We start from the raw sequence: 19,986 nt of genomic DNA, 5'->3' as shown, positions 1-19,986 counted from the left end.
CGGGCCGTCAGGCCCGGCCACTAGAAAACCCGCCGATTTGCGTGCTGCGTAAGCTCACGGATCGGCGGGTTTTTTATTTTATCAAGCGATGGTCGGGCTGCTGCCAGCCGTCGCATGCTGCGTCTTCAGCACATCGCCAATCGCGGCAAACAATTGATCAATCTGCGTGGGTTCGATAATCAGCGGCGGCGACAGCGCAATGATGTCGCCGGTAGTGCGAATCAGCACGCCTTTCTCCCAGAAACACTTCAAGAACACATCGAAGGCGCGCGCCCCTGGCTTGCCGGCGATCGGCTCCAGTTCAATCCCGCATACCAGTCCTAGGTTGCGCACGTCTTTAACGAAAGGCAAGCCCTTCAGGCCATGCGCGGCTTGTTCGAAATAGGGCGCGGTCGCAGCCGCGCGATCGAACAGGTTCTCGCTCTTGTAGACGTCAATCGTGGCGACCGCAGCCGCAGCCGCCAGAGGATGGCCGGTATAGGTATAGCCATGGAAGAACTCGATGGCGTTCTCGCTGGCGGCACTCATGAAGGCGTCGTGGATATCCTGGCGCACGATGACCGCGCCCATCGGCACGCTGGCGTTGGTCAAGCCCTTGGCGCAACAGATCATGTCCGGCACCACGCCGAAATAATCAGCGGCAAACGGTGTACCAAGGCGGCCGAAGCCAGTGATCACTTCGTCGAAAATCAGCAGGATGCCGTACTTGTCGCAGATGGCGCGCAGCTTTTGCAGATAGCCTTTCGGCGGCAAGATCACCCCGGTCGAACCCTGGATCGGCTCGACGATCAAGGCGGCAACCGTGGCCGGATCATGCAGCGTCAGCAGGCGCTGTTCGAACTCGTCGGCGATCTCGGCGCCATGTTCCGGCAAGCCATGCGAAAATGCATTGCGCGCAATATCCAGCGGATGGCGCAAGTGGTCGACGCCGGCCAGGGTCGGGCCGAAATGCTTGCGGTTGCCGGCGATGCCGCCGACGGCAATGCCGCCGAAGCCGACGCCGTGATAACCGCGCTCGCGGCCGATCAGGCGGGTCCGCAAGCCATCGCCGCGCACCCGGTGATAAGCCAGTGCGATCTTCAGCGCGGTATCGACCGCTTCGGAACCGTCATTGCAAAAGAACACCCGGTTCAAGCCTTCCGGCGCGATCGACACCAAGGAGCTGGCCGCTTCGAACGCCAGCGGATGCCCCATCTGGAATACCGGTGCGAAGTCCATCTTGGCCGCCTGCTGTTGAATCGCCTCGACAATTTTCGAATGACAGTGGCCGGCATTGGTGCACCACAGGCCCGCCGTGCCGTCCAGAATCTGGCGGCCGTCATCGGTGGTGTAATACATGCCCGATGCGGAAACCAGCATCCGCGGCTGGCTCTTGAACTGGCGGTTGGCCGTAAACGGCATCCAGAAATGGTCGGTGTTCAGGGTGGTTGGCATGGCGTTTCCTTGGTGTCGTAGGCGGTGAATCCGGCAACGGTTCTCAATGGCAGGCGGAATCGTTTTCAGACCCTTGTTGTTGATGTTAGTACGTTTAACGGGGTTCTGATAGAGCCACTTTACAGGCAGTTGCAGCGCAAAGTGGCGGGCTAGCCTGAGATTCGAGGCTATCTCGGGCAGGACCATGTCTCGGCGCCGTCATCAGCCTGGCGCAGCTGCGACCTGGCTTCCTGATAGTGCAATAAAGTGATGAAATCCTGTTAACTTTGACAGGCTTCCGTGCAGATTCCTCGTGCTAGCATAAATTTACCTGTAGCCAAAAGCTGCAGGCCAATTTAACTCTACAAGAGGAGTAATCCATGATCAGTGTTCAGAAATGGCTGGCGGGCGTCACCTGTCTGGCGGCGATCGTCATCAGTGGTTCGGCGTATGCGGCCAGGGCCGACATACAAGTCACGCTGCAAGAAGCCAGCGCGAAAGGCGACAGCGGCGCCGGCAAGGTGCTGTACACCATCAGCAACACCAGCGCTGCGCCCTTGCATGTCCTTAAATGGGAAACGCCATTGAGCGGCGTCAGCGGCGACATATTCAGCGTCGCCCTGGGTGGCCAGCCGGTACGTTATGTAGGACGCCTGGTGAAGCGCAAGCCTGCCACGGACAAGGATTACATCACGCTGAAACCGAATGAAAGCCGGGCGGTGGAAGTGGACCTGAGCGCCTACTACGAGATGTATCGCGCCGGCCAGTACGTGGTCAAGTACAAGCAAACCGCCGATACGCTGGTGCGCGAGGCGGGCAATGCGGTAGCGGCTAAAGCCGCTGGCGCCGGAGCCAGCGCCATCACGCTCGACACCACGGCGATCCCGTTGACGGTTGACGGCGGCCCGCCGCCATCATCCAAGCAAACTTCGGGCGACCTGCTGGGAGCGATTACTGGCGCGGCTGCCAGCGGATCGACCAGCTTCGCCAGCTGCAGCAATAGCCAGAAAACCGCGTTGACGACCGCGCGCAGCGACGCTGCTTCGATCGCTACCAACGCCAAGAGCTACCTGACCGCCAACAAGACCGGCAGCCGTTACACCTGGTGGTTTGGCGCCGTCACCAGCGGCCGCTACACCACCGCCACCAGCCATTACACCAACATCGGCAGCGCATTGGGAAACCAGTCGTACAAATTCGATTGCAGCTGTGCCGAGGCCGATACCTACGCCTACGTGTATCCTGACCAGCCTTACACCGTGTACCTGTGCGGCGCCTACTGGAACGCGCCGGCCAACGGCACCGACTCCAAGGCAGGCACGCTGGTGCACGAAACGAGTCATTTCACGGTAGTTGCCGGTACCGGCGATCACGTGTATGGCCAAAGCGGCGCGCATAGCCTGGCGACCAGCGATCCTGCTTCGGCTCTGGACAACGCCGACAATCACGAGTACTTCGCAGAGAATACGCCGGCGCGGCAGTAGGCAAGGATGGCATCGCTTCAGTCGCGATGCCGGAGCAGGGCGGTGGATGTGCAGCGCTGACGCCAGTCGCGGGCCAGCACTGCCAGCACCGCCGTGCTCCACCAGCGGCCTTGGAAATACCTGTTCTCCAGGAATAGCGCTTCATGCCGCATGCCGAGTATTTTGCACAGTCTGATCGCCGCTATATTTTCTGAAATCGTTTCCGCATAAATGCGATGCGCCCCGCGCTGCTCGAAGCCGAAGGCAAGCACCGCGCTGCCGGCTTCCAGTGCATAGCCCTTCTTTTGCCATTCACGGCCCAGCTCGCAGCCGACCGAGGCTTGCCGGTTTTCTTCAAAGCGGATGCCGCAGGAGCCGATCAGCTCGCCGTTTTTGGTGGTGATGGCAAGCTGGTATCCGGTTCTGGGCTGTTCGCTCGTTTGTGCGATAAAGAGGTCAAGCAACGCATCCGATTTCTCAATTGACATATCTCCTTCGCTATAGAAACGCGCAAATTTCTGGCCGCCCCGCAAGGCCCGGTAAGCGTCTCTGTCGTCGCTCGAAAATTCGCGTAGAACCAGATTTTCTGTTTCGATGATTAACATTGCGGGCCTGCCTGTCGCTGGAGATTTGCAATTTTGATATTCATTTTATTATTATATGGATAATGTCATTTGCCGGTAAAAAAATCTGCAGTAGCTGCGCTCGCCGAAGATAAAGTCTATTTCCGCATGAAAATTGTGGTCGCGGATCGTGATCCGGGGCGAACTTTGCTTTGGGCGGGATCGCTTCCTGATAAACTGGACGCCCTTTACGCCACACGGGCGCGAACCGGGCTCATTTTGCACAACTATGTGCCACGTCAGCAAAACACGAAAAAATCAAGCAGAATAGCGGATGAATCACATCACGTTGTGTATGTGAAATCAGCATAAAACCTAATGAAATCAGCGAATTACAGTAAACGCCGCATCTCCGTTGCGCCCATGATGGACTGGACCGACCGCCATTGCCGCGTGTTCCACCGTCAAATTACGCGCCACACCTGGTTGTATACCGAAATGGTGACCACCGGCGCCTTGCTGCACGGCGATGTTCCGCGCCACCTTGATTTCGACGAGATTGAACATCCGGTCGCCTTGCAACTGGGCGGCAGCGAGCCGGCCGACCTGGCCAAGAGCGCCAAGCTGGGCGAGCAATGGGGCTACGACGAGATCAACCTGAATTGCGGTTGCCCGTCGGAGCGGGTGCAGAAGGGCGCTTTCGGCGCTTGCCTGATGGCGGAATCGGCGCTGGTGGCGGATTGCGTCAAGGCGATGCGCGATGCGGTGGCGATTGATGTCACCGTCAAGCATCGGGTCGGTATCGACCAGACCGAGTCCTACGAATTTGTCCGCGATTTCGTCGGCACCGTGGCTGAAGCCGGTTGCCAGACTTTTATCGTGCATGCGCGCAATGCCATCCTGAAGGGCCTCAGCCCCAAGGAAAATCGCGAAATTCCGCCTTTGAAGTACGAGTATGCATATCGGCTTGCGCAGGATTTTCCGGAGCTGGAAATCATCATCAACGGCGCCATCAAGACTACCGCCGAGATCGATTTCCACCTGCAGTACGTTGATGGCGTGATGCTGGGGCGCGAGGCTTATCACAACCCCTATCTGATGGCGGATTTCGACGCTCGCTATTATGGTGATACCGATGCGCAGCCAAAGACACGCGCCGAAGTGATAGAGGCGATGCTGCCCTATATTCGCCAGCAATTGGCTTTGCATGGACGCGATGGCAAAGGTTTGCGCCTGAATAGCATCACGCGCCACATGCTGGGGGTGATGGCGGGCGTGCCGGGCGCCAAATCGTTCCGGCAAGCACTGTCGGATTCTAAAAGGCTTGCCGTGGGTGATCCCTTGCTGCTGATCGAGGCATTGGCAAACATGCAACCATTGGCGGCCTGACCATGTCTGTCTGGCGGCGATATCGGGTTTAGGCGTAAAACTAGGGCAAAGTAGTGTCCGTAAAACATTTTCAGTCTGCTAAATCCTTTAAAATAGCCACCTCTGGCTTATGCTTGAATGAGCAAGGGCTGCAAGATGGGCTTTGATGCCGCAGCCGGCTTGTCACAATTCAACGTAACGTTTTAACTTAACCCAAATTCATAGCACGCAGACTGGCCCAAGAGGCTTCCGCAGCGGCTGTCTTCAAGGCGAAACATGTCAATTGCAACTACAGAGGAAATCATTGCCGAACTCCGTGCCGGACGCATGGTGATACTGGTCGATGAAGAAGATCGTGAAAACGAGGGCGATCTGGTGCTGGCCGCCGATTTCGTCACGCCGGACGCGATCAACTTCATGGTCAAGCATGCACGCGGCCTGGTCTGCCTGACCTTGACCGAAGAGCGTTGCGACCAACTCAACCTGAGCATGATGACCAGCCGCAACGGCACCGCTTACGGTACCAATTTCACGGTATCGATCGAAGCTGCTGAAGGCGTTACCACGGGTATTTCCGCAGCTGATCGCGCTCGCACCATCCAGGTAGCGGTGGCGGGCAACGCCAAGGCTGGCGATATCGTGCAGCCGGGCCATATATTTCCGATCAAGGCACGCAAGGGCGGGGTATTGATGCGCGCCGGCCATACCGAAGCCGGTTGCGACCTGACCGAGATGGCGGGTTTGACGCCGGCGGCGGTGATTTGCGAAATCCTCAAGGAAGACGGCAGCATGGCGCGTCTGCCGGATCTGCTGGAATTCTCGAAAGAACATGGTTTGAAAGTCGGCACCATTGCCGACCTGATCCACTATCGCGGCCAGCACGAAAGTATCGTGGAACGCCTGGCCGAGCGCACCACCCACACTGCGCAGGGTACGTTCAAGACCATCGCTTATCGCGACACACCTAGCGGCGGCGCCCATCTGGCGCTGCTGCATGGCGAGCCGAAGCCGGATGTGGAAACCCTGGTGCGCGTGCACCAGCCGGTATCGATCCTGGACTTGCTGGAAACCGAGGCCACCAACCATTCGTGGAACATGGCGTCGGCGTTGGCGGCGATCGCCGCTTCGCCTTGCGGCGTGGTGGTGTTGCTTAACTGCGAGGAATCGGCAGACCAGATATTCGCCAAGTTCGCGGCGCTGGAAGCGGCCTGCAGCGGCGTCAAGCCGCCACCGCCGCGAGTCGATTTGCGTACCTACGGCATCGGCGCCCAGATCCTGAAAGATCTCGGCGTCGGCAAGATGAAGCTGCTGGCCAGTCCGCGCAAGATGCCATCGATGACCGGCTACGATCTTGAAATCACCGGTTATCAAAACAAGCCGAATGCTTGAAGTAATGTTTTAGTAGTGCCCTTGCAATAGCCGTAACGATCTGTAGTAAGGCATTTTTTAGATTAATGAATAAAAAGCGCCTAGTGCGCATAAGAGGAAAGCCATGACAGTCGGAATTTACGAAACCAACCTGGATGGTGCTGATCTGCGTATCGGTATTGTGCAAGCCCGCTTCAACGAAGATGTCTGCCACGGCCTGATCTCGGCCTGCCTGGCGGAGCTGAAGCATCTGGGCGTGGCGGATGAAGACATCCTGCACGTGACAGTGCCAGGCGCCCTGGAAATCCCGCTGGCGTTGCAGAAGATGGCTGAAACCATGCAGTTCGACGCGCTGATCGCGATCGGCGCCGTGATCCGTGGCGAGACTTACCATTTCGAGCTGGTGTCGAATGAATCCGGCGCCGGCATCACGCGCGTCGGCCTGGATTCGGGGATTCCGATCGCCAACGCCGTGCTGACCACCGAGAACGACGAGCAGGCGGAAGCGCGGATGGAAGAGAAGGGCACCGATGCTGCGCGCGTTGCAGTTGAAATGGCCAATCTCTCGATCGCGCTGGAAGAACTGGCTGAAGCCACCAGCGAAGAATAAGATGTTTTCACGGGCCTGTAGCGCAGATTTACTGTGCGCTGCCGGCTAGCGATGCGCTTTTCAAGCAAGCAGATAAACAAGCAGTAAAACAAGCTGGAAAAACTATGACCACCACCAAAATTTTGCACGCCAATCCGAGCAAGAGCCGCACGCCGCGTCACCGCGCGCGCGAATTCGCGTTGCAGGGACTGTATCAATGGCTATTGAACAATGAAGACGTGACTGCCATCAGCGACCATATCCGCCAGGCGCACGGCTTCGACAAGGCCGATGCCGAACATTTCAACTCGCTGTTGTACGGTGCGATCAAGGATGTGACTACTTTGCGCGCCGGCCTGGCGCCGTTGATCGATCGTCAGATCAGCGAACTGTCGCCGGTGGAACACGCAGCGTTGCTGATCGGCGCATTCGAACTGCAAAACCATGTGGAAATCCCGTATCGCGTGGTCATCAACGAAGCAGTCGAATTGACCAAGTCGTTCGGCGGCATCGATGGCCACAAATATGTGAACGGCGTACTGGACAAGTTTGCCGCCAGAACGCGCGGGGATGAAATCAGCGCCAGCAAGAAATCCTGAGATATCTCTCTGTAGGCGGGACCTGATAGCGGCTCTGCATCGTGCATAGCGCTTGATATCAGTCCCCGATGTTTCAGGCGAGACCTGCTGCAGGCAACCAGATACGGCTCGCCATTCGGAAAATCTGTTCATGACATTCTCGCACCTGGCTTCACGTCTCGATAACATCGCACCGTTCCATGTGATGGAACTGGCAAAAATGGCGGCAGCGCTGGAACAGCAAGGCCGCCATATCATCCACATGGGTATCGGCGAACCCGATTTCACCGCAGCACCGCTGGTGATCGAGGCTGCGGCCAAAGCCATGGCCGACGGCAAGATGCAATACACCTCGGCCACCGGTTTGCCTGCACTGCGCGAGGCCATCTCCGGCCACTATAAACAAGTGTACGGGTTAGACATTGCACCTGCACGCATAGTCGTCACCGCCGGCGCCTCGGCCGCCTTGCTGCTGGCTTGCGCCGCGTTAGTGGAGAAGGGCAGCGAAGTGCTGATGCCTGATCCTTCCTATCCCTGCAACCGCCATTTCGTCGCCGCCTTTGACGGCCGCGCAAAAATGATTGCCAGCGGTCCGGCCGAACGTTTCCAGCTATCCGACCAGATGGTGCGCGAGCACTGGGGCGAAGACACACACGGCGTGCTGCTGGCGTCGCCGTCCAATCCGACCGGCACCTCGATCCTGCATGGCGAACTGGGCAAGATCATTGCCACGGTACGCGCCAAGGGCGGTTTTTCCATCGTCGACGAAATCTATCAAGGCCTGAGCTACGACGAAGCGCCGTTTTCCGCGCTGTCGCTGGGCGACGACATTATTGTCATCAACAGTTTCTCCAAATATTTCAACATGACCGGCTGGCGTCTCGGCTGGCTGGTGCTGCCGGAACAGCTGGTGGCGCCGATCGAAAAACTGGCGCAGAACCTGTTCATTTGCCCGTCGTCCATTGCCCAGCACGCGGCGCTGGCCTGTTTTGCGCCGGACTCGCTGGCTCTGTATGAAGAACGCAAGAGCGAATTCAAACGGCGTCGCGATTATCTGGTGCCGGCATTGATTGAACTGGGCTTCAAGGTGCCGGTCATACCGGACGGCGCCTTCTATGTGTATGCGGATTGCAGCGCCTTGAGCGACGATGCCGATCGCCTGGTCAAGGAGATACTGAACCAGGTTGGCGTCAGCATGGTGTCCGGCTTGGATTTCGGGCCGCACACCGCGCAGACCTATATCCGCTTGTCTTACGCGACGTCGATGGAAAACCTGCATGAAGCCGTGCGCCGGCTTGGGCAGTTTTTCAGCAAGAATTGAGTATCGAAATTACGCATCTGCATTCAGTACGGAATTGAGACATTGTTCGCTGCCGACCTAGCGGCAGCATTGAAAAAGGAGCTCCCATGCACTTCGTTTTCCCGCCAAAGCCAGCAGCAGCCGTACCCGTAGCCGGCAGTGATCAATTGTTCCCGGTCCACCGGATTTATTGCGTTGGCCGCAACTACGCAGAGCACGCCAAGGAAATGGGCAGCAGCGGCCGCGAAGCGCCGTTCTTCTTCATGAAGCCGGCCGATGCTGTGCTTCCGGTGGCCAAGGGCAGCATCGGTGAAATGCCTTATCCGTCGATGACGCAGGACCTGCATCACGAAATCGAACTGGTGGTGGCCTTGTCTACCGGCGGCAAGAATATTCCTGCAGCCGAAGCCGTCAAGCACATCTGGGGTTATGCGGTCGGACTCGACATGACGCGCCGTGACTTGCAAGGCGAAGCCAAGAAGCTGGGGCGGCCATGGTGTACCGGCAAAGGCTTCGATTTTTCCGCGCCGATTTCCGCGATCCAGCCTGCGGGTTCCAGCGGCCTGATCGAACAGGGCGATATCCATCTGAATGTGAATGGCGTATTGCGCCAGCAAGGCGATATCAGCCAGATGATCTGGAACATCGCTGAGACCATCGAACAGTTGTCTGCCTATTTCGAACTGCAAGCCGGCGATCTCATCTTTACCGGTACGCCGGCCGGTGTGGCGGCGGTAGTCAAGGGCGATCTGCTGGAAGGTTCGGTTGCCGGTATCGGCGAGCTGCGCGTGCGTTTAGTGTGATTTTTAAGTAGATATCAATGAAACTGTATAGCTATTTCCGTAGCTCCGCCGCCTATCGCGTGCGGATCGCCTTGAATCTCAAGGGCATGCCTTACGACATCGTGCCGGTGCATCTGCTGAAGCACGGCGGCGAGCAATTGAGTCAGATGTACCGTACCTTGAACGCCGATGGCCTGGTGCCTACCATGGTTGAGGACGAGAGCGTGGATGGCCATACTGTGCTGACGCAATCGCTGGCGATCCTGGAGTACCTGGAAGAGATTCATCCGACGCCGGCACTGTTGCCATCGGCTGCGCTGGACCGGGCGTTTGTGCGCAGCATCGCGCTCTCGATTGCATGCGACATTCATCCGGTCAACAACCTGCGTGTGCTGCGCTACCTGGTGCACGAGCTGAAGGTCGACGAGAACGCCAAGAACGCCTGGTACCGCCATTGGTGCGAGAGCGGGCTGGCGGCGCTGGAGACGACCCTGGCGCGCGATGGCCGGACCGGAAAATTCTGTTTCGGCGATACGCCGACATTTGCCGATTGCTGCCTGGTGCCGCAGATTTTCAATGCGCAACGCCTGAAATGCAATCTGACGGAAATGCCGACCTTGATGCAGATTCACCAGAACTGCCAGGAGCTGGACGCTTTTATCCAGGCGGCGCCGCAAAACCAGCCTGATGCGGAAGCCTAAGGGAAAATAAAAAGCCGGGGTTCGTGAGAACTCCGGCTTTTTTTATTGCCTGTTGCTTTAAAGCCCTGCTGTCACGCCGCAGCCTGGATCGGTTCGGCCGGATGGAAACTCTCGGCACGCGAAATCGGCCAGTATTTTGCAAACACCGGATAGCGGTAATTCTGGTTCAGCAAATCGCCAGGCTGCAGATAAGACAGCAAGTCAGACATCAGTTTCACTTCATGGTCCGAGGTACGCCGCACAATGTGATGCGCGCGCAGGGCGGAAGCGTGCGGCAAGCCGGCGGCCTGCACCAGCTCCTGCAACGCATGCAAGGTGCTCTCGTGGAAGCGGTACACGCGTTCGGCCTTGTCCGGCACCACCAGCGCCTTCTGACGGCCGACGTCCTGCGTCGCCACGCCGGTAGGGCAGCGGTCGGTATGGCAGCTTTGTGACTGGATGCAGCCCAGCGAAAACATGAAGCCGCGCGCCGAATTGCACCAGTCGGCGCCGATCGCCAAGGTACGCGCCAGGTCGAAAGCGGTAATCACCTTGCCGCTGGCGCCGATCTTGATGCGGTCGCGCAGGCCGGCGCCGACCAGTGAGTTATGCACCAGCAGCAAGCCTTCCTGCAAGGGCATGCCGACGTGATCGACGAATTCCAGCGGCGCCGCACCGGTGCCGCCTTCAGAACCATCCACCACGATGAAATCAGGCAAGATGCCAGTTTGCAGCATGGCTTTGACGATGCCGAAAAATTCCCACGGATGGCCAACGCACAGCTTGAAGCCGACCGGCTTGTCGCCCGACAGCGCGCGCAATTTCTGGATGAATTCCAGCAGGCCGATAGGATTGGAAAACGAGGAATGGGTAGCCGGTGAAATACAGTCGATGCCCATCGGCACGCCGCGCGTCGCCGAAATTTCCGGCGTGATTTTTGCCGCAGGCAGTACGCCGCCATGGCCGGGTTTGGCGCCTTGCGACAGCTTGACGGTGATCATCTTCACCTGCGGCGAGGTAGCTTGCGCTACGAATTTATCTTCATTGAAGCTGCCATCGCCATTGCGGCAGCCGAAGTAACCGGAAGCGATCTGCCACAACAGGTCGCCGCCGAATTCATGATGATAGGGCGAGATCGAACCTTCGCCGGTGTCGTGCGCAAAGCCGCCTTTTTTTGCACCGCGATTCAATGCGCGGATAGCGTTGGCGGACAAGGCGCCGAAACTCATCGCCGAAACGTTGAACATCGACATCGAATATGGTTGCGCCCGTTCGGCGCCCACCGTGACGCGGAAATCGTGGCTGGCGATGATGGTTGGCGACAGCGAATGGCCCACCCATTCATAGCCGCGCATCTTGACATCCAGCTCGGTGCCGAACGGCCGGCTATCGACCTCGCCCTTGGCGCGCTGGTAAACCAGGCTGCGTTCCTTGCGGGTAAACGGTGCGCCGTCGTTGTCGCTTTCAAAAAAATACTGCCGCATTTCAGGGCGGATCATTTCAAACAGAAAGCGGAAATGCCCCATCAACGGATAGTTGCGCAGGATAGCGTGGCTGCGCTGGTTCATGTCCCAGATGCCAAGCGCGCTCAGCAACCCCGGCGCCACCGCCCACCACCAGGCAATCTTTCCTGCCAAGGCGCCGGCGGCAAGCGCCAGCGTCAGCAACAGCACTATCCAAAAGCTTAGGTAACGACTGACTTTCATGATCTCTTCCTCTTAATACCGGTGATTGCTGGCGCGATGTCGATTTGCTCATGGAAACTGCGTTTTTGGCAGTGCCAAGCTGGCAATTTTACACATGGATGGCGTCCCGCGTGTCGATAGCTTCCGTTTGTCCTACAAGCCTATCCGCTGCCGTCCTATATGCCAGGGGGCGCTGCGTCGTTAGTATGGATTCACTGATCCGATTCATCACAGGACAATCATATGAAAATCAAAAAACTTCTCGCTTGCATGCTAATCGGCGTAGCAGGATTTAGCGGCGCATCGCTGGCACTGGCGGCGGATGGCTCCAAGGCCAGCTACAACGCGGCCCAGGATGCGGCCGACGCCACCTATAAGGCCGACACGGCCAAGTGCGATTCACTTGCCGGCAATGGCAAGGACGTCTGCCTCAAGGAAGCCAAGGCGAGCCGCGAGCGCAGCAAGCAGGACGCCAAGGCCGAATACAAAAACACCCCGAAGGCGCTGTCCAGTGCGCGCAAGTCCGAAGCGGATGCAGACTATGCCGTAGACAAGGAAAAATGCAATGGTCTGGCGGGGAATGCCAAGGACGTCTGTCTCGCGCAAGCCAAGGCCGGGCAGACCAATGCCATCGCTAACGCCAACAAACAGCAAGATGTCACCAAGGCCAATGCCGATGCGCGCGAAGAACGCGCCGACGCGCGCTACAAGGTTGCACTCGCCAAATGCGATGCCTTGGCTGGCGCTTCGAAAGACGATTGCGTAACGACGGCCAAGGCTGAGTTGAACAAGTGACCTTGCCGCGACGTCTTTTGTCACGGTTGTTCTGCCAGCGAGGCCTGAGCGGTCTCGGCTGGCAGGCTGGCACAGCTGGAAAATTTGCAATTTTGATTTGTACGAATTTGTTTACATTGATGGCAGACGGCCGCACACTCAACGTCATGTATTGGCTTTCGGTTTGTCTCTGGCCCGCCGCCGAATGCGCCAGGTCATGAAAACGCCGGATAACTTAATTGATTGTGACGGTTGAACAGATGATAAAAATTTTGGTGGTTGATGATCATGCTGTGGTCCGTGCCGGGGTCCAGTTTTTCATTGCTGACATTCCGGAGATGGATATCGCCGGTGAAGCTGCCAATGCACAGGAGGCGATACGGCTGGTGCGCGCCAACGAATACGATATCGTGTTGCTGGATATCGCGATGCCGGACAAGAGTGGAGTCGAAGTGCTGAAGCAGATCAAGCGCGAGAAGCCGAAGCTGCCGGTGCTGATGCTGAGCATGCACCCTGAGAGCCGCTATGCGGTGCAGGTGTTGCGCAGCGGCGCCGATGGCTATGTGCAGAAAGAGGCGCTGGCGACAGAGCTGGTGAAAGCTATCAATACGATTTTGGAGGGGCACAAATACATCAGCTATGGCGTCGCCGAATTACTGACGGCCGACCCGGCAGCCAATGAAAATACGCCGCTGCACGAAACATTGTCGTCGCGCGAATACGAGATTTTCTACAAACTGAGCCAAGGCGAAGGCGTGACCAAGATTGCCGAGGAGCTGTGTTTGAGCGTCAAGACGATCAGTACTTATCGCACGCGCGTGATGCAAAAAATGAGCATGACCAGCAATGCCGATATTATTTATTATGCAATCAAGAATAATTTGATCGACTAGAGGATTTCTTGTTTAATTTATTCATGGGACGGCGCACATCAATGCAATAGCCTGCGGGTTGCCATACCAAAGAGGGGGGCTGGCCAGCATCCAGGATCCAGTTCTGGCGTAATGCACGAAACACACGAGGGATGTTGCAAGCTAATCGTCAACATATATGGACCATACAACAGCCTCCAATACAATCAAATCAGGCATCGCGCCGTTACGGATTTTTCTGGTGGAAGATTCCGTCGATGTCAGGGACCTGATGATTGAAACCTTGAGCGAAATTCCCGGCGTGGTGTTTGCCGGATTTTCCGAAGAGGAGGACGACGCTTTGCAAAAAATCGATGCCAACTCTTTCGATGTGCTGATTCTGGATATCGAATTAAAGCAGGGCAATGGCATGAGTCTATTGCGTACCCTGTCAAAATCCGGCAAGCCGATCAATTCCCTGAAAATCATTTTCAGCAATAACGTCAGCAACGCTTTCAGGCGTGCGGGCGAACAATACGGTGTGCGTTTTTTCTTTGATAAAAGTTCGGAATTTACCAAGTTGCGTGATTTGCTGGCGACCCTGGGAACCGGTTTGCCGGATCATTGAATTGATCGTTCCCCATGGTTGCTGACTGCAATAGCTACCTGCCCGCTCATGCCGAGTGGGCTTTTTCGTGATTGTTCGCGCTTCACAGAAAAGGCCGGATAAACCTGATGATCATGCTGGTCGCCATGCAGCGACGATTCCGGAGGTGATTTGAATAATGTAGAGAACGATACGAGCATGAGCGGCAATCCGCATTACCAGGATTTATTGAAGACGCGCGCGCTGGACAGCCTGGCCTCAACCAAAACCTACGTATGGCGCACCACCGCAGCTGCGCTTGCGGTCACTACCATGGTAATACTGGTGTCGGCATTGGTGCTGGTGACCTGTATTTACCAGATCACGTTGCCGTTTTCAGAGTCGCAATTGCCGCTCATGCGCGCCAACACGGCAGCCGGCTTTTTGCTGGCGTCTATCAGCCTTGTTTTGCAATGCCTGGTGGCGGGGCCGCGGCGCGCCATCAGGTTTGCCGGGAAGCTGCTGGCCATCCTGCTGCTGGTGCTGGCCGTGGCGGCCCTGGTGCAAGATTTCATGGGCAGCGCCGGTTGGTTCGATGTGGTGCTGGGCGAACTGGCGCCGCATCCGAGCGCCAGCTTCCCGGCCGGTTTGCACCCCATGGTTGGCATCGGCTTTATTTTTTCAGGAGGGGCGCTGCTCTTGCTCGATTTCCGTCTCGGAAAAGAACAGTACGTGGCAGAATACCTGGCGATTTTCCTGCTGTTTTTAAGCGCCATTCCACTGCTCGGCTATCTGTACAAGGTGTCAGCCATGACGCAGATGGTCTACGCCACCAGCATTCCCGTGCTGTCGGCCTTTGCATTCCTGCTGTTCGCGCTGGCGCTGATGATGTCGCGTCCACGCCATCGGCTGATGGCGATCATCACCCGCCATGCGCCCGGCGGACAAATGCTGCGCCGGTCCTTGCCGCAGATGCTGATCCTGCTGGTGGCCCTGCATTGGCTGGCAGACTGGGGCACGCGCCAGAATTTATACGACCGCAGCTCCTTGCCGCCACTGCTGACGCTGGTTGATAGCGTGCTGGTTCTGTTTATTTTCTGGCGCGCCGGCGGCAAGGTCGATCTTGAATACGGCGCGCGCCTGCAAAGCGCCGCCGAGCTGGCCGAAGCCACGGCGCTGCTGATTGCCGTCAGCGACAACACCAACGACCCGATCTTCGTCAAAGACCATCTGGGCCGTTTGATTTTCGCCAATCCGGCTTATCTGCGGCGGCTAGGGCTGGGTTGGGACCAGGCAAAAAACCGGCGCAGCCGTGAAATTTTTCCGCTGGCGGAAGATGCCGACCGGATTGACCAGGATGACATACGCATCATGAACGGCGGCGTCTCGGAAACGCTGGCGCAAACCGTGCAGCTGCCGGAAGGGCTGGTGACGTTCCAGACCACCAAATCACCCTGGTTCGGCCAGCAAGGGCAGGTCATGGGCGTGGTCGGCATCGCCACCGACATCAGCGAACGCAAGCGCGCCGAAGACTCGCTCAAAAAGCGCGAACTGGAACTGGAGCGCACCATCGCCCAGCGCACCGCCTTGCTGCGCGAACTGGCCAACCATATGGAAACCATACGGGAAGAAGAGAAGCGGGCGATTGCGCGTGAGCTGCACGACAATATGGGCGCGTCGCTGACGGCGCTCAGCATGCACCTGGAAGGGGTCTACAAGATTCTGCCGGAGAATGCCCATTGGCAGAACCGCCAGGGACAAATGCAAACCCTGCTCAGTTCGCTGGTGGCGACCACGCGGCGGATCCAGACCGAATTGCGGCCGAACATGCTGGAATTGTTCGGCCTGAAAGCGGCGATCACCGAACAGCTGGAAGATTTTGGCGTGCGCACGGAAATCGTCTGTAAATCCAGTTTGCCGGATGAAGACATCACGATCGACCGCAGGATAGAAATTGCGGTGTATCGCATGCTGCAGGAGATTCTGAACAACGTTTCCAAGCATGCGCACGCCAGCCAGGTCGAGGTGATCCTGGATATCGATGAAGACCGCCTGGCGCTGACGGTGCGCGACAATGGCGTTGGCATGTCGCAGGAGCGTTTTGAAAACACCAGTACCCACGGCTTGCGCGGATTGAATGAAAGAGCGACTTACCTGGGAGGGAGAGTCCGTTTTGCCGCCGGCAAAGACAAGGGAACCACAGTAGTGATCGAACTACCCATCGCGATGCAGACGCAAAACCCCGGCGAGCAAGCCAAAGTCTGACAAGTCAGCCGGTCTGCGGCCTAGGGGGCTGTCGGACTTAGGGGGCGAAGCGAAAGAATAGCTGGGCGAAGCCAGATTTCGCCGGATTCGCAGTGTCAATAGCGAGCTATTGACCAAGAAGCTGGTGAAATATGGATCGGCCAGCTATTTTTGCAGCCGATCATCCTAAGTCCGACAGACTCCTACGCCGGCTAAACGCTGGGAGGGCAATCGGTCGCGACCAGCACGCTGCACGGTACCTTTTCGACCAGCATGGTGTCTACCGAGCCCCGCCACCAGCGCGTTGCCAGCGGTTTCTTGCGCGAATGGCCGACGATCACCAGGTCGATGCCCAATTTGCCGACCAGGTCGCTGATGACATTCACCGGCTCCCCGCTTTCAAAATGATCGATGGGCTTGAGGCCGGCGTCGGTGAGCAGTTTATGGCCCTTGATCAGTTCTTGTTCAAGCAGGGTTTTTTCAGCGCGGATCGCCGATTCGGCGACAAATTCGCCCGCCATCAAGTAGGTGGCAAGGTTGATGACGCCCAGCAGATGAATCTCTACCTCGGGGGTGGGGGCCAGCTGAATGCAGGAATATAAAGCAGAACGGCTTTCAGGCGTGCCATTGTAGGCGACGAGAATTTTCCGGTACATATGCCCTCCTGAAAATTGTGTTTGCAATGATATTTGTCTTCATCATAGCGCAGACTGCGGTTGCGAACCAGCGGCCATTGCGCTAATCGGGAAGCGGTTTCAGGTTGGTGATTTTGCAGTCGGCACCCCGGTTTCACGCAAGCTCCGGCCCCGTTTTTTATACGATGCCATTTTTCCCTGAATACTGCAAATTGACGCAGCGTGATCAATCCACGCTGAAAATACGTCACTATTGCGTCACTATTGCATATTGCGTCATTATAAAAGTAGACTTGGTGCGTGCTTGGGGTCAGCTTGGATTGCGCAAGATCAAAGCGCTATTGATTAATGAAAAGGTAAAGGAAAGATGGATGTCCGATGAAATCGTGATTGTTGGCGGTGGCGCCGGTGGTTTGGAGCTGGCTTGCAAACTCGGCCGCAAGTTGGGAAGTGGCCACGTCACCCTGGTGGACCGGGCGCTATATCATATCTGGAAACCGTCTTTGCACGAAGTTGCCGCAGGTACCCGCGATATCCATCAAGAAGGCCTGTCTTACCAGATGTTGGCGCACGACAATAAATTTCGCTTCGTGTATGGCAGCATGACCGCTCTGGACAGCGCCAATAACGCGATCACGGTCGACGCCGTCACCGACGAATCGGCCACGGAACTGCTGCCGCCACGGCAGATCGCGTTCAGCAAGCTGGTGATTGCGGTCGGCAGCGTCTCCAACTATTTCGGTATTCCAGGCGCCGAGCAAAACACCATTTCACTGAATTCCACCGAAGATGCAGAACATTTCCGGGTACGCCTGCTGAAAATGCTGGCGTTGGCGGATTTGAAGAAAGAAAAAAATCCGGATGCCGGCGTCGATATCGTGATCGTCGGCGGCGGCGCTACCGGGGTGGAGCTGGCGGCGGAATTGCGCGATGCCAGCAGCGTCTACACCGACTACGACTTCCCGCATCTGAACGCGAACCGCGACGTCCGCATCACCATTCTGGAAGGCGCGCCGCGGCTGCTGGCACCGCTCACCGAGCGAGTCTCTAAAGCGGCCACCAAACTGCTGCAGGAACGTGAAGTGCGTGTGGTGACCGATTGCCGCGTGGCCAGCATCGCAGAAAATTTTGTGACTGACGCCAACGGCAATAACTATGTCTCCGATCTGTGCGTATGGTCGGCCGGCATCAAGGCGCCCGATTTCCTCAAGGGCCTGGGACTGCCGGTGATCAAATCCGGTCAGCTGGAAGTGGACGGTTTTCTGAAGGTGGCCGGCGCCGGCAATATCTATGCGCTGGGCGATTGCGCGGCCTGTATCGGCACCGATGGCAAAATGGTGCCGCCGCGCGCGCAGGCGGCGCATCAGCAAGCCGATTACCTGGTCGACATGTTCATCCGCGCCAACAAGGGCCAGCCGGTATCGGACGCGCCGTATGTCTACAAAGACCACGGTTCGCTGGTGTCGTTCGGCAGGAATACGTCGGTCGGCACCTTGATGGGATCGCTGACCAAGCTGGGCTGGTTCGTCGATGGCTTCTTCGCGCGCATGATGTACGCCAGCCTGCACCTGATGCATCTGAACGCCTTGCTGGGGCCGGTGCGCACCGGCGTCACGGCTGCCGCCAGCGGCTTGATGAAACACGCCAAGCCGTCGGTCAAGCTGCATTGAACCGGCAGGGTATTCCATCAAGTGTAACCATGTTGTGCAAATGTAAAAGTATGTATCGTTTGACGGCATTTGACGGCGGCTCGGTTATAGTCCAACTCAACAACCGTGTCTTCGCATAGTGAGAGCTGTAACGGTTTTTGATGGTGTTGATTAGGGCTGTATGACCCTTGAAGGATGCAATCATGCTGTACAAAAAATGGATCTGTATTGCACTGCTGGCCAGCTCGACGGTGGCAGTGTCGACCTCTGCCCTGGCTTATGACGATGGCGCCAATACCGCGATCGGCGCGGTGGCGGGTGCGGTGATCGGCGGCGCGGTGGGCGGCCGTAACGGCGCGATTGTCGGCGGCGTGCTCGGCGCTGCGGTAGGCGCTACTTCCGGCGGTTATCGCCGCGATAACGGCGGCTACTATGATCGCGGTTATTACGAACGTCCGGCAGCTTATTATCCGCCGGCACCGGTTTATTATCGCCCGGCGCCGGTCTACTATCGGCCTGCGCCAGTGTATTACCAGCCGGCCCCGGTCTATTATCGTTCGGCGCCAGTCTATGTTGAACAACAAAGCCGCGGCGATTATTATCCGCAGCCCTACCAGGGTGGTTACTACGATCGCTGATCCTCGCTGATCCTTTATCTAGCCGGATATAGGCTCTACGCCAGCGACGCCGGTCCAGATATCAATCTGGACCGGCGTTTTTGCGTGTGCAGGCAAGATTCTCAGCTATCAGCGGGGCCGGCCAGGTTCTATAGTGGAAGATGACGACAAGCCGTCGTCGCCCAAGAAGGGAATACGTCATGTCCAAAACCAAACTGCCCGTCGCGCCAGTAAATCCTGTCAAGGAAAAGAAAGTGCAAACGATCAATCCGGCGGAGCGTTGGACCGGCCACGCTCTTGATGGCAGCCAGCAGATGGATATCGTCGAAGAGCAAATGTATGCGAATGAGCCGGGACCGACTATCGACCAGCCTCTGGTGCCGCAAAAACCGTCAAAATAGAATGCCCTGTCTGGTAATGACGGCATGCCAATCCATGTTGGCGCATGTTAATAAACTTGCTAGCTTATAATCTGACGTTGAATACTTCCCAAAAAATGCAGCAACATAAAAATGAGGAAATCATGTCGATTCTTTTGCGGAGACCGGACTGCGGCGCAACACGCACCATGGGCCGGCTGCGATCCGGTTTTTTTGTTCTGCTTGGCACGGCCTTGCTCGGCGTCGCCGCCCATGCGGCGGAGCTCGACGCCACCCCCGTTCCTGATACGATCAAGCAGCGCCTGACGGCCTGCACCGCCTGCCATGGCGAGCAGGGGCGCGCCACCAGCGACGGCTATTACCCGCGCATCGCAGGCAAGCCGGCCGGTTACCTGTATAACCAGCTGCACAATTTCCGCGAAGGACGTCGCCAGTACCCGATGATGACGTATCTGGTGGAT

The 19,986-nt window shown here is 57.4% G+C and carries 21 protein-coding genes; 17 read left to right on the top strand and 4 right to left on the bottom strand.

Going from position 1 to position 19,986, the window contains the following annotated elements; genetic code table 11:
• Nucleotides 1–81: 81 nt before the first annotated feature.
• Nucleotides 82–1,434, bottom strand: coding sequence for an aspartate aminotransferase family protein (locus ABI171_RS00105; protein ID WP_348090587.1), 1,353 nt, complete (start codon nucleotides 1,432–1,434; stop codon nucleotides 82–84).
• A 359-nt stretch (nucleotides 1,435–1,793) separates the two neighbouring features.
• Between ABI171_RS00105 and ABI171_RS00100 the strand changes: the two genes are divergently transcribed.
• Entirely contained in the window at nucleotides 1,794–2,897 is a 1,104-nt protein-coding gene (locus ABI171_RS00100; RefSeq protein WP_348090586.1) for a M35 family metallo-endopeptidase, read from the top strand.
• A 17-nt stretch (nucleotides 2,898–2,914) separates the two neighbouring features.
• Here the strand turns inward: ABI171_RS00100 and ABI171_RS00095 are convergent, their stop codons facing one another.
• On the bottom strand, nucleotides 2,915–3,481 hold the full coding sequence (locus ABI171_RS00095; RefSeq protein ID WP_348090585.1) for a GNAT family protein: 567 nt from the start codon (nucleotides 3,479–3,481) through the stop codon (nucleotides 2,915–2,917).
• A gap of 69 nt (nucleotides 3,482–3,550) precedes the next feature.
• On the opposite strand from ABI171_RS00095, the gene ABI171_RS00090 reads away from it, so the two are divergent.
• From ABI171_RS00090 to maiA, 8 genes are all read left to right on the top strand, one after another.
• Nucleotides 3,551–3,811 carry a hypothetical protein gene (locus ABI171_RS00090; protein WP_348090584.1) on the top strand — a complete coding sequence of 87 codons (261 nt, stop codon included), beginning with the start codon at nucleotides 3,551–3,553 and terminating at the stop codon, nucleotides 3,809–3,811.
• Nucleotides 3,812–3,817: 6 nt separating this feature from the next.
• Complete coding sequence (gene dusA / locus ABI171_RS00085) at nucleotides 3,818–4,828, top strand: tRNA dihydrouridine(20/20a) synthase DusA (protein ID WP_348090583.1); 1,011 nt, start codon at nucleotides 3,818–3,820, stop codon at nucleotides 4,826–4,828.
• Between the two features lie 255 nt (nucleotides 4,829–5,083).
• A complete protein-coding gene (gene ribBA, locus ABI171_RS00080) occupies nucleotides 5,084–6,196 on the top strand; it encodes a bifunctional 3,4-dihydroxy-2-butanone-4-phosphate synthase/GTP cyclohydrolase II (RefSeq protein WP_348090582.1) in 1,113 nt (370 codons plus the stop codon).
• Nucleotides 6,197–6,299: 103 nt separating this feature from the next.
• Entirely contained in the window at nucleotides 6,300–6,785 is a 486-nt protein-coding gene (ribH, locus tag ABI171_RS00075; protein WP_092359534.1) for a 6,7-dimethyl-8-ribityllumazine synthase, read from the top strand.
• A 104-nt stretch (nucleotides 6,786–6,889) separates the two neighbouring features.
• Complete coding sequence (gene nusB / locus ABI171_RS00070; RefSeq protein ID WP_348090581.1) at nucleotides 6,890–7,363, top strand: transcription antitermination factor NusB; 474 nt, start codon at nucleotides 6,890–6,892, stop codon at nucleotides 7,361–7,363.
• Nucleotides 7,364–7,493: 130 nt separating this feature from the next.
• Nucleotides 7,494–8,663: a pyridoxal phosphate-dependent aminotransferase gene (locus ABI171_RS00065; protein ID WP_348090580.1), complete on the top strand. Its 1,170-nt coding sequence runs from the start codon at nucleotides 7,494–7,496 to the stop codon at nucleotides 8,661–8,663.
• A gap of 86 nt (nucleotides 8,664–8,749) precedes the next feature.
• The gene (locus ABI171_RS00060) at nucleotides 8,750–9,445 is read left to right on the top strand and encodes a fumarylacetoacetate hydrolase family protein (RefSeq protein ID WP_348090579.1); all 696 of its coding nucleotides are present in this window, start codon (nucleotides 8,750–8,752) and stop codon (nucleotides 9,443–9,445) included.
• 17 nt (nucleotides 9,446–9,462) lie between these two features.
• Complete coding sequence (gene maiA / locus ABI171_RS00055) at nucleotides 9,463–10,125, top strand: maleylacetoacetate isomerase (RefSeq protein ID WP_348090578.1); 663 nt, start codon at nucleotides 9,463–9,465, stop codon at nucleotides 10,123–10,125.
• A 71-nt stretch (nucleotides 10,126–10,196) separates the two neighbouring features.
• Here the strand turns inward: maiA and ABI171_RS00050 are convergent, their stop codons facing one another.
• Nucleotides 10,197–11,810 carry an FMN-binding glutamate synthase family protein gene (locus ABI171_RS00050; protein ID WP_348090577.1) on the bottom strand — a complete coding sequence of 538 codons (1,614 nt, stop codon included), beginning with the start codon at nucleotides 11,808–11,810 and terminating at the stop codon, nucleotides 10,197–10,199.
• A gap of 222 nt (nucleotides 11,811–12,032) precedes the next feature.
• On the opposite strand from ABI171_RS00050, the gene ABI171_RS00045 reads away from it, so the two are divergent.
• The 4 genes from ABI171_RS00045 to ABI171_RS00030 all read left to right on the top strand — a co-directional run bounded on the left by ABI171_RS00045 (nucleotide 12,033) and on the right by ABI171_RS00030 (nucleotide 16,265).
• Nucleotides 12,033–12,584 carry a hypothetical protein gene (locus tag ABI171_RS00045; RefSeq protein WP_348090576.1) on the top strand — a complete coding sequence of 184 codons (552 nt, stop codon included), beginning with the start codon at nucleotides 12,033–12,035 and terminating at the stop codon, nucleotides 12,582–12,584.
• A 239-nt stretch (nucleotides 12,585–12,823) separates the two neighbouring features.
• Nucleotides 12,824–13,456, top strand: coding sequence for a response regulator transcription factor (locus ABI171_RS00040; RefSeq protein WP_348090575.1), 633 nt, complete (start codon nucleotides 12,824–12,826; stop codon nucleotides 13,454–13,456).
• Nucleotides 13,457–13,613: 157 nt separating this feature from the next.
• Entirely contained in the window at nucleotides 13,614–14,042 is a 429-nt protein-coding gene (locus tag ABI171_RS00035) for a response regulator (protein ID WP_348090574.1), read from the top strand.
• Nucleotides 14,043–14,219: 177 nt separating this feature from the next.
• Complete coding sequence (locus tag ABI171_RS00030; protein WP_348090573.1) at nucleotides 14,220–16,265, top strand: PAS domain-containing protein; 2,046 nt, start codon at nucleotides 14,220–14,222, stop codon at nucleotides 16,263–16,265.
• A gap of 191 nt (nucleotides 16,266–16,456) precedes the next feature.
• Here ABI171_RS00030 and ABI171_RS00025 read toward each other — a convergent pair whose 3' ends face one another.
• The gene (locus ABI171_RS00025) at nucleotides 16,457–16,900 is read right to left on the bottom strand and encodes a universal stress protein (protein ID WP_348090572.1); all 444 of its coding nucleotides are present in this window, start codon (nucleotides 16,898–16,900) and stop codon (nucleotides 16,457–16,459) included.
• Nucleotides 16,901–17,250: 350 nt separating this feature from the next.
• Here ABI171_RS00025 and ABI171_RS00020 point away from each other — a divergent pair, with 350 nt between their 5' ends.
• From ABI171_RS00020 to ABI171_RS00005, 4 genes are all read left to right on the top strand, one after another.
• Entirely contained in the window at nucleotides 17,251–18,549 is a 1,299-nt protein-coding gene (locus ABI171_RS00020; RefSeq protein WP_348090571.1) for an NAD(P)/FAD-dependent oxidoreductase, read from the top strand.
• A gap of 182 nt (nucleotides 18,550–18,731) precedes the next feature.
• A complete protein-coding gene (locus tag ABI171_RS00015; protein ID WP_348090570.1) occupies nucleotides 18,732–19,166 on the top strand; it encodes a glycine zipper 2TM domain-containing protein in 435 nt (144 codons plus the stop codon).
• A 179-nt stretch (nucleotides 19,167–19,345) separates the two neighbouring features.
• Nucleotides 19,346–19,546, top strand: coding sequence for a hypothetical protein (locus ABI171_RS00010; protein WP_348090569.1), 201 nt, complete (start codon nucleotides 19,346–19,348; stop codon nucleotides 19,544–19,546).
• 122 nt (nucleotides 19,547–19,668) lie between these two features.
• Nucleotides 19,669–19,986 (top strand): c-type cytochrome (locus tag ABI171_RS00005; RefSeq protein ID WP_348090568.1); only part of this gene is annotated, 318 nt, incomplete at its 3' end.

Origin of the sequence: Collimonas sp. (assembly GCF_039923675.1) — a bacterium.
Classification (GTDB): Bacteria; Pseudomonadota; Gammaproteobacteria; order Burkholderiales; family Burkholderiaceae_D; genus Collimonas.
The sequence above is the reverse complement of the archived record's forward strand: the minus strand, read 5'-3'. Positions and strand labels throughout refer to the sequence as shown.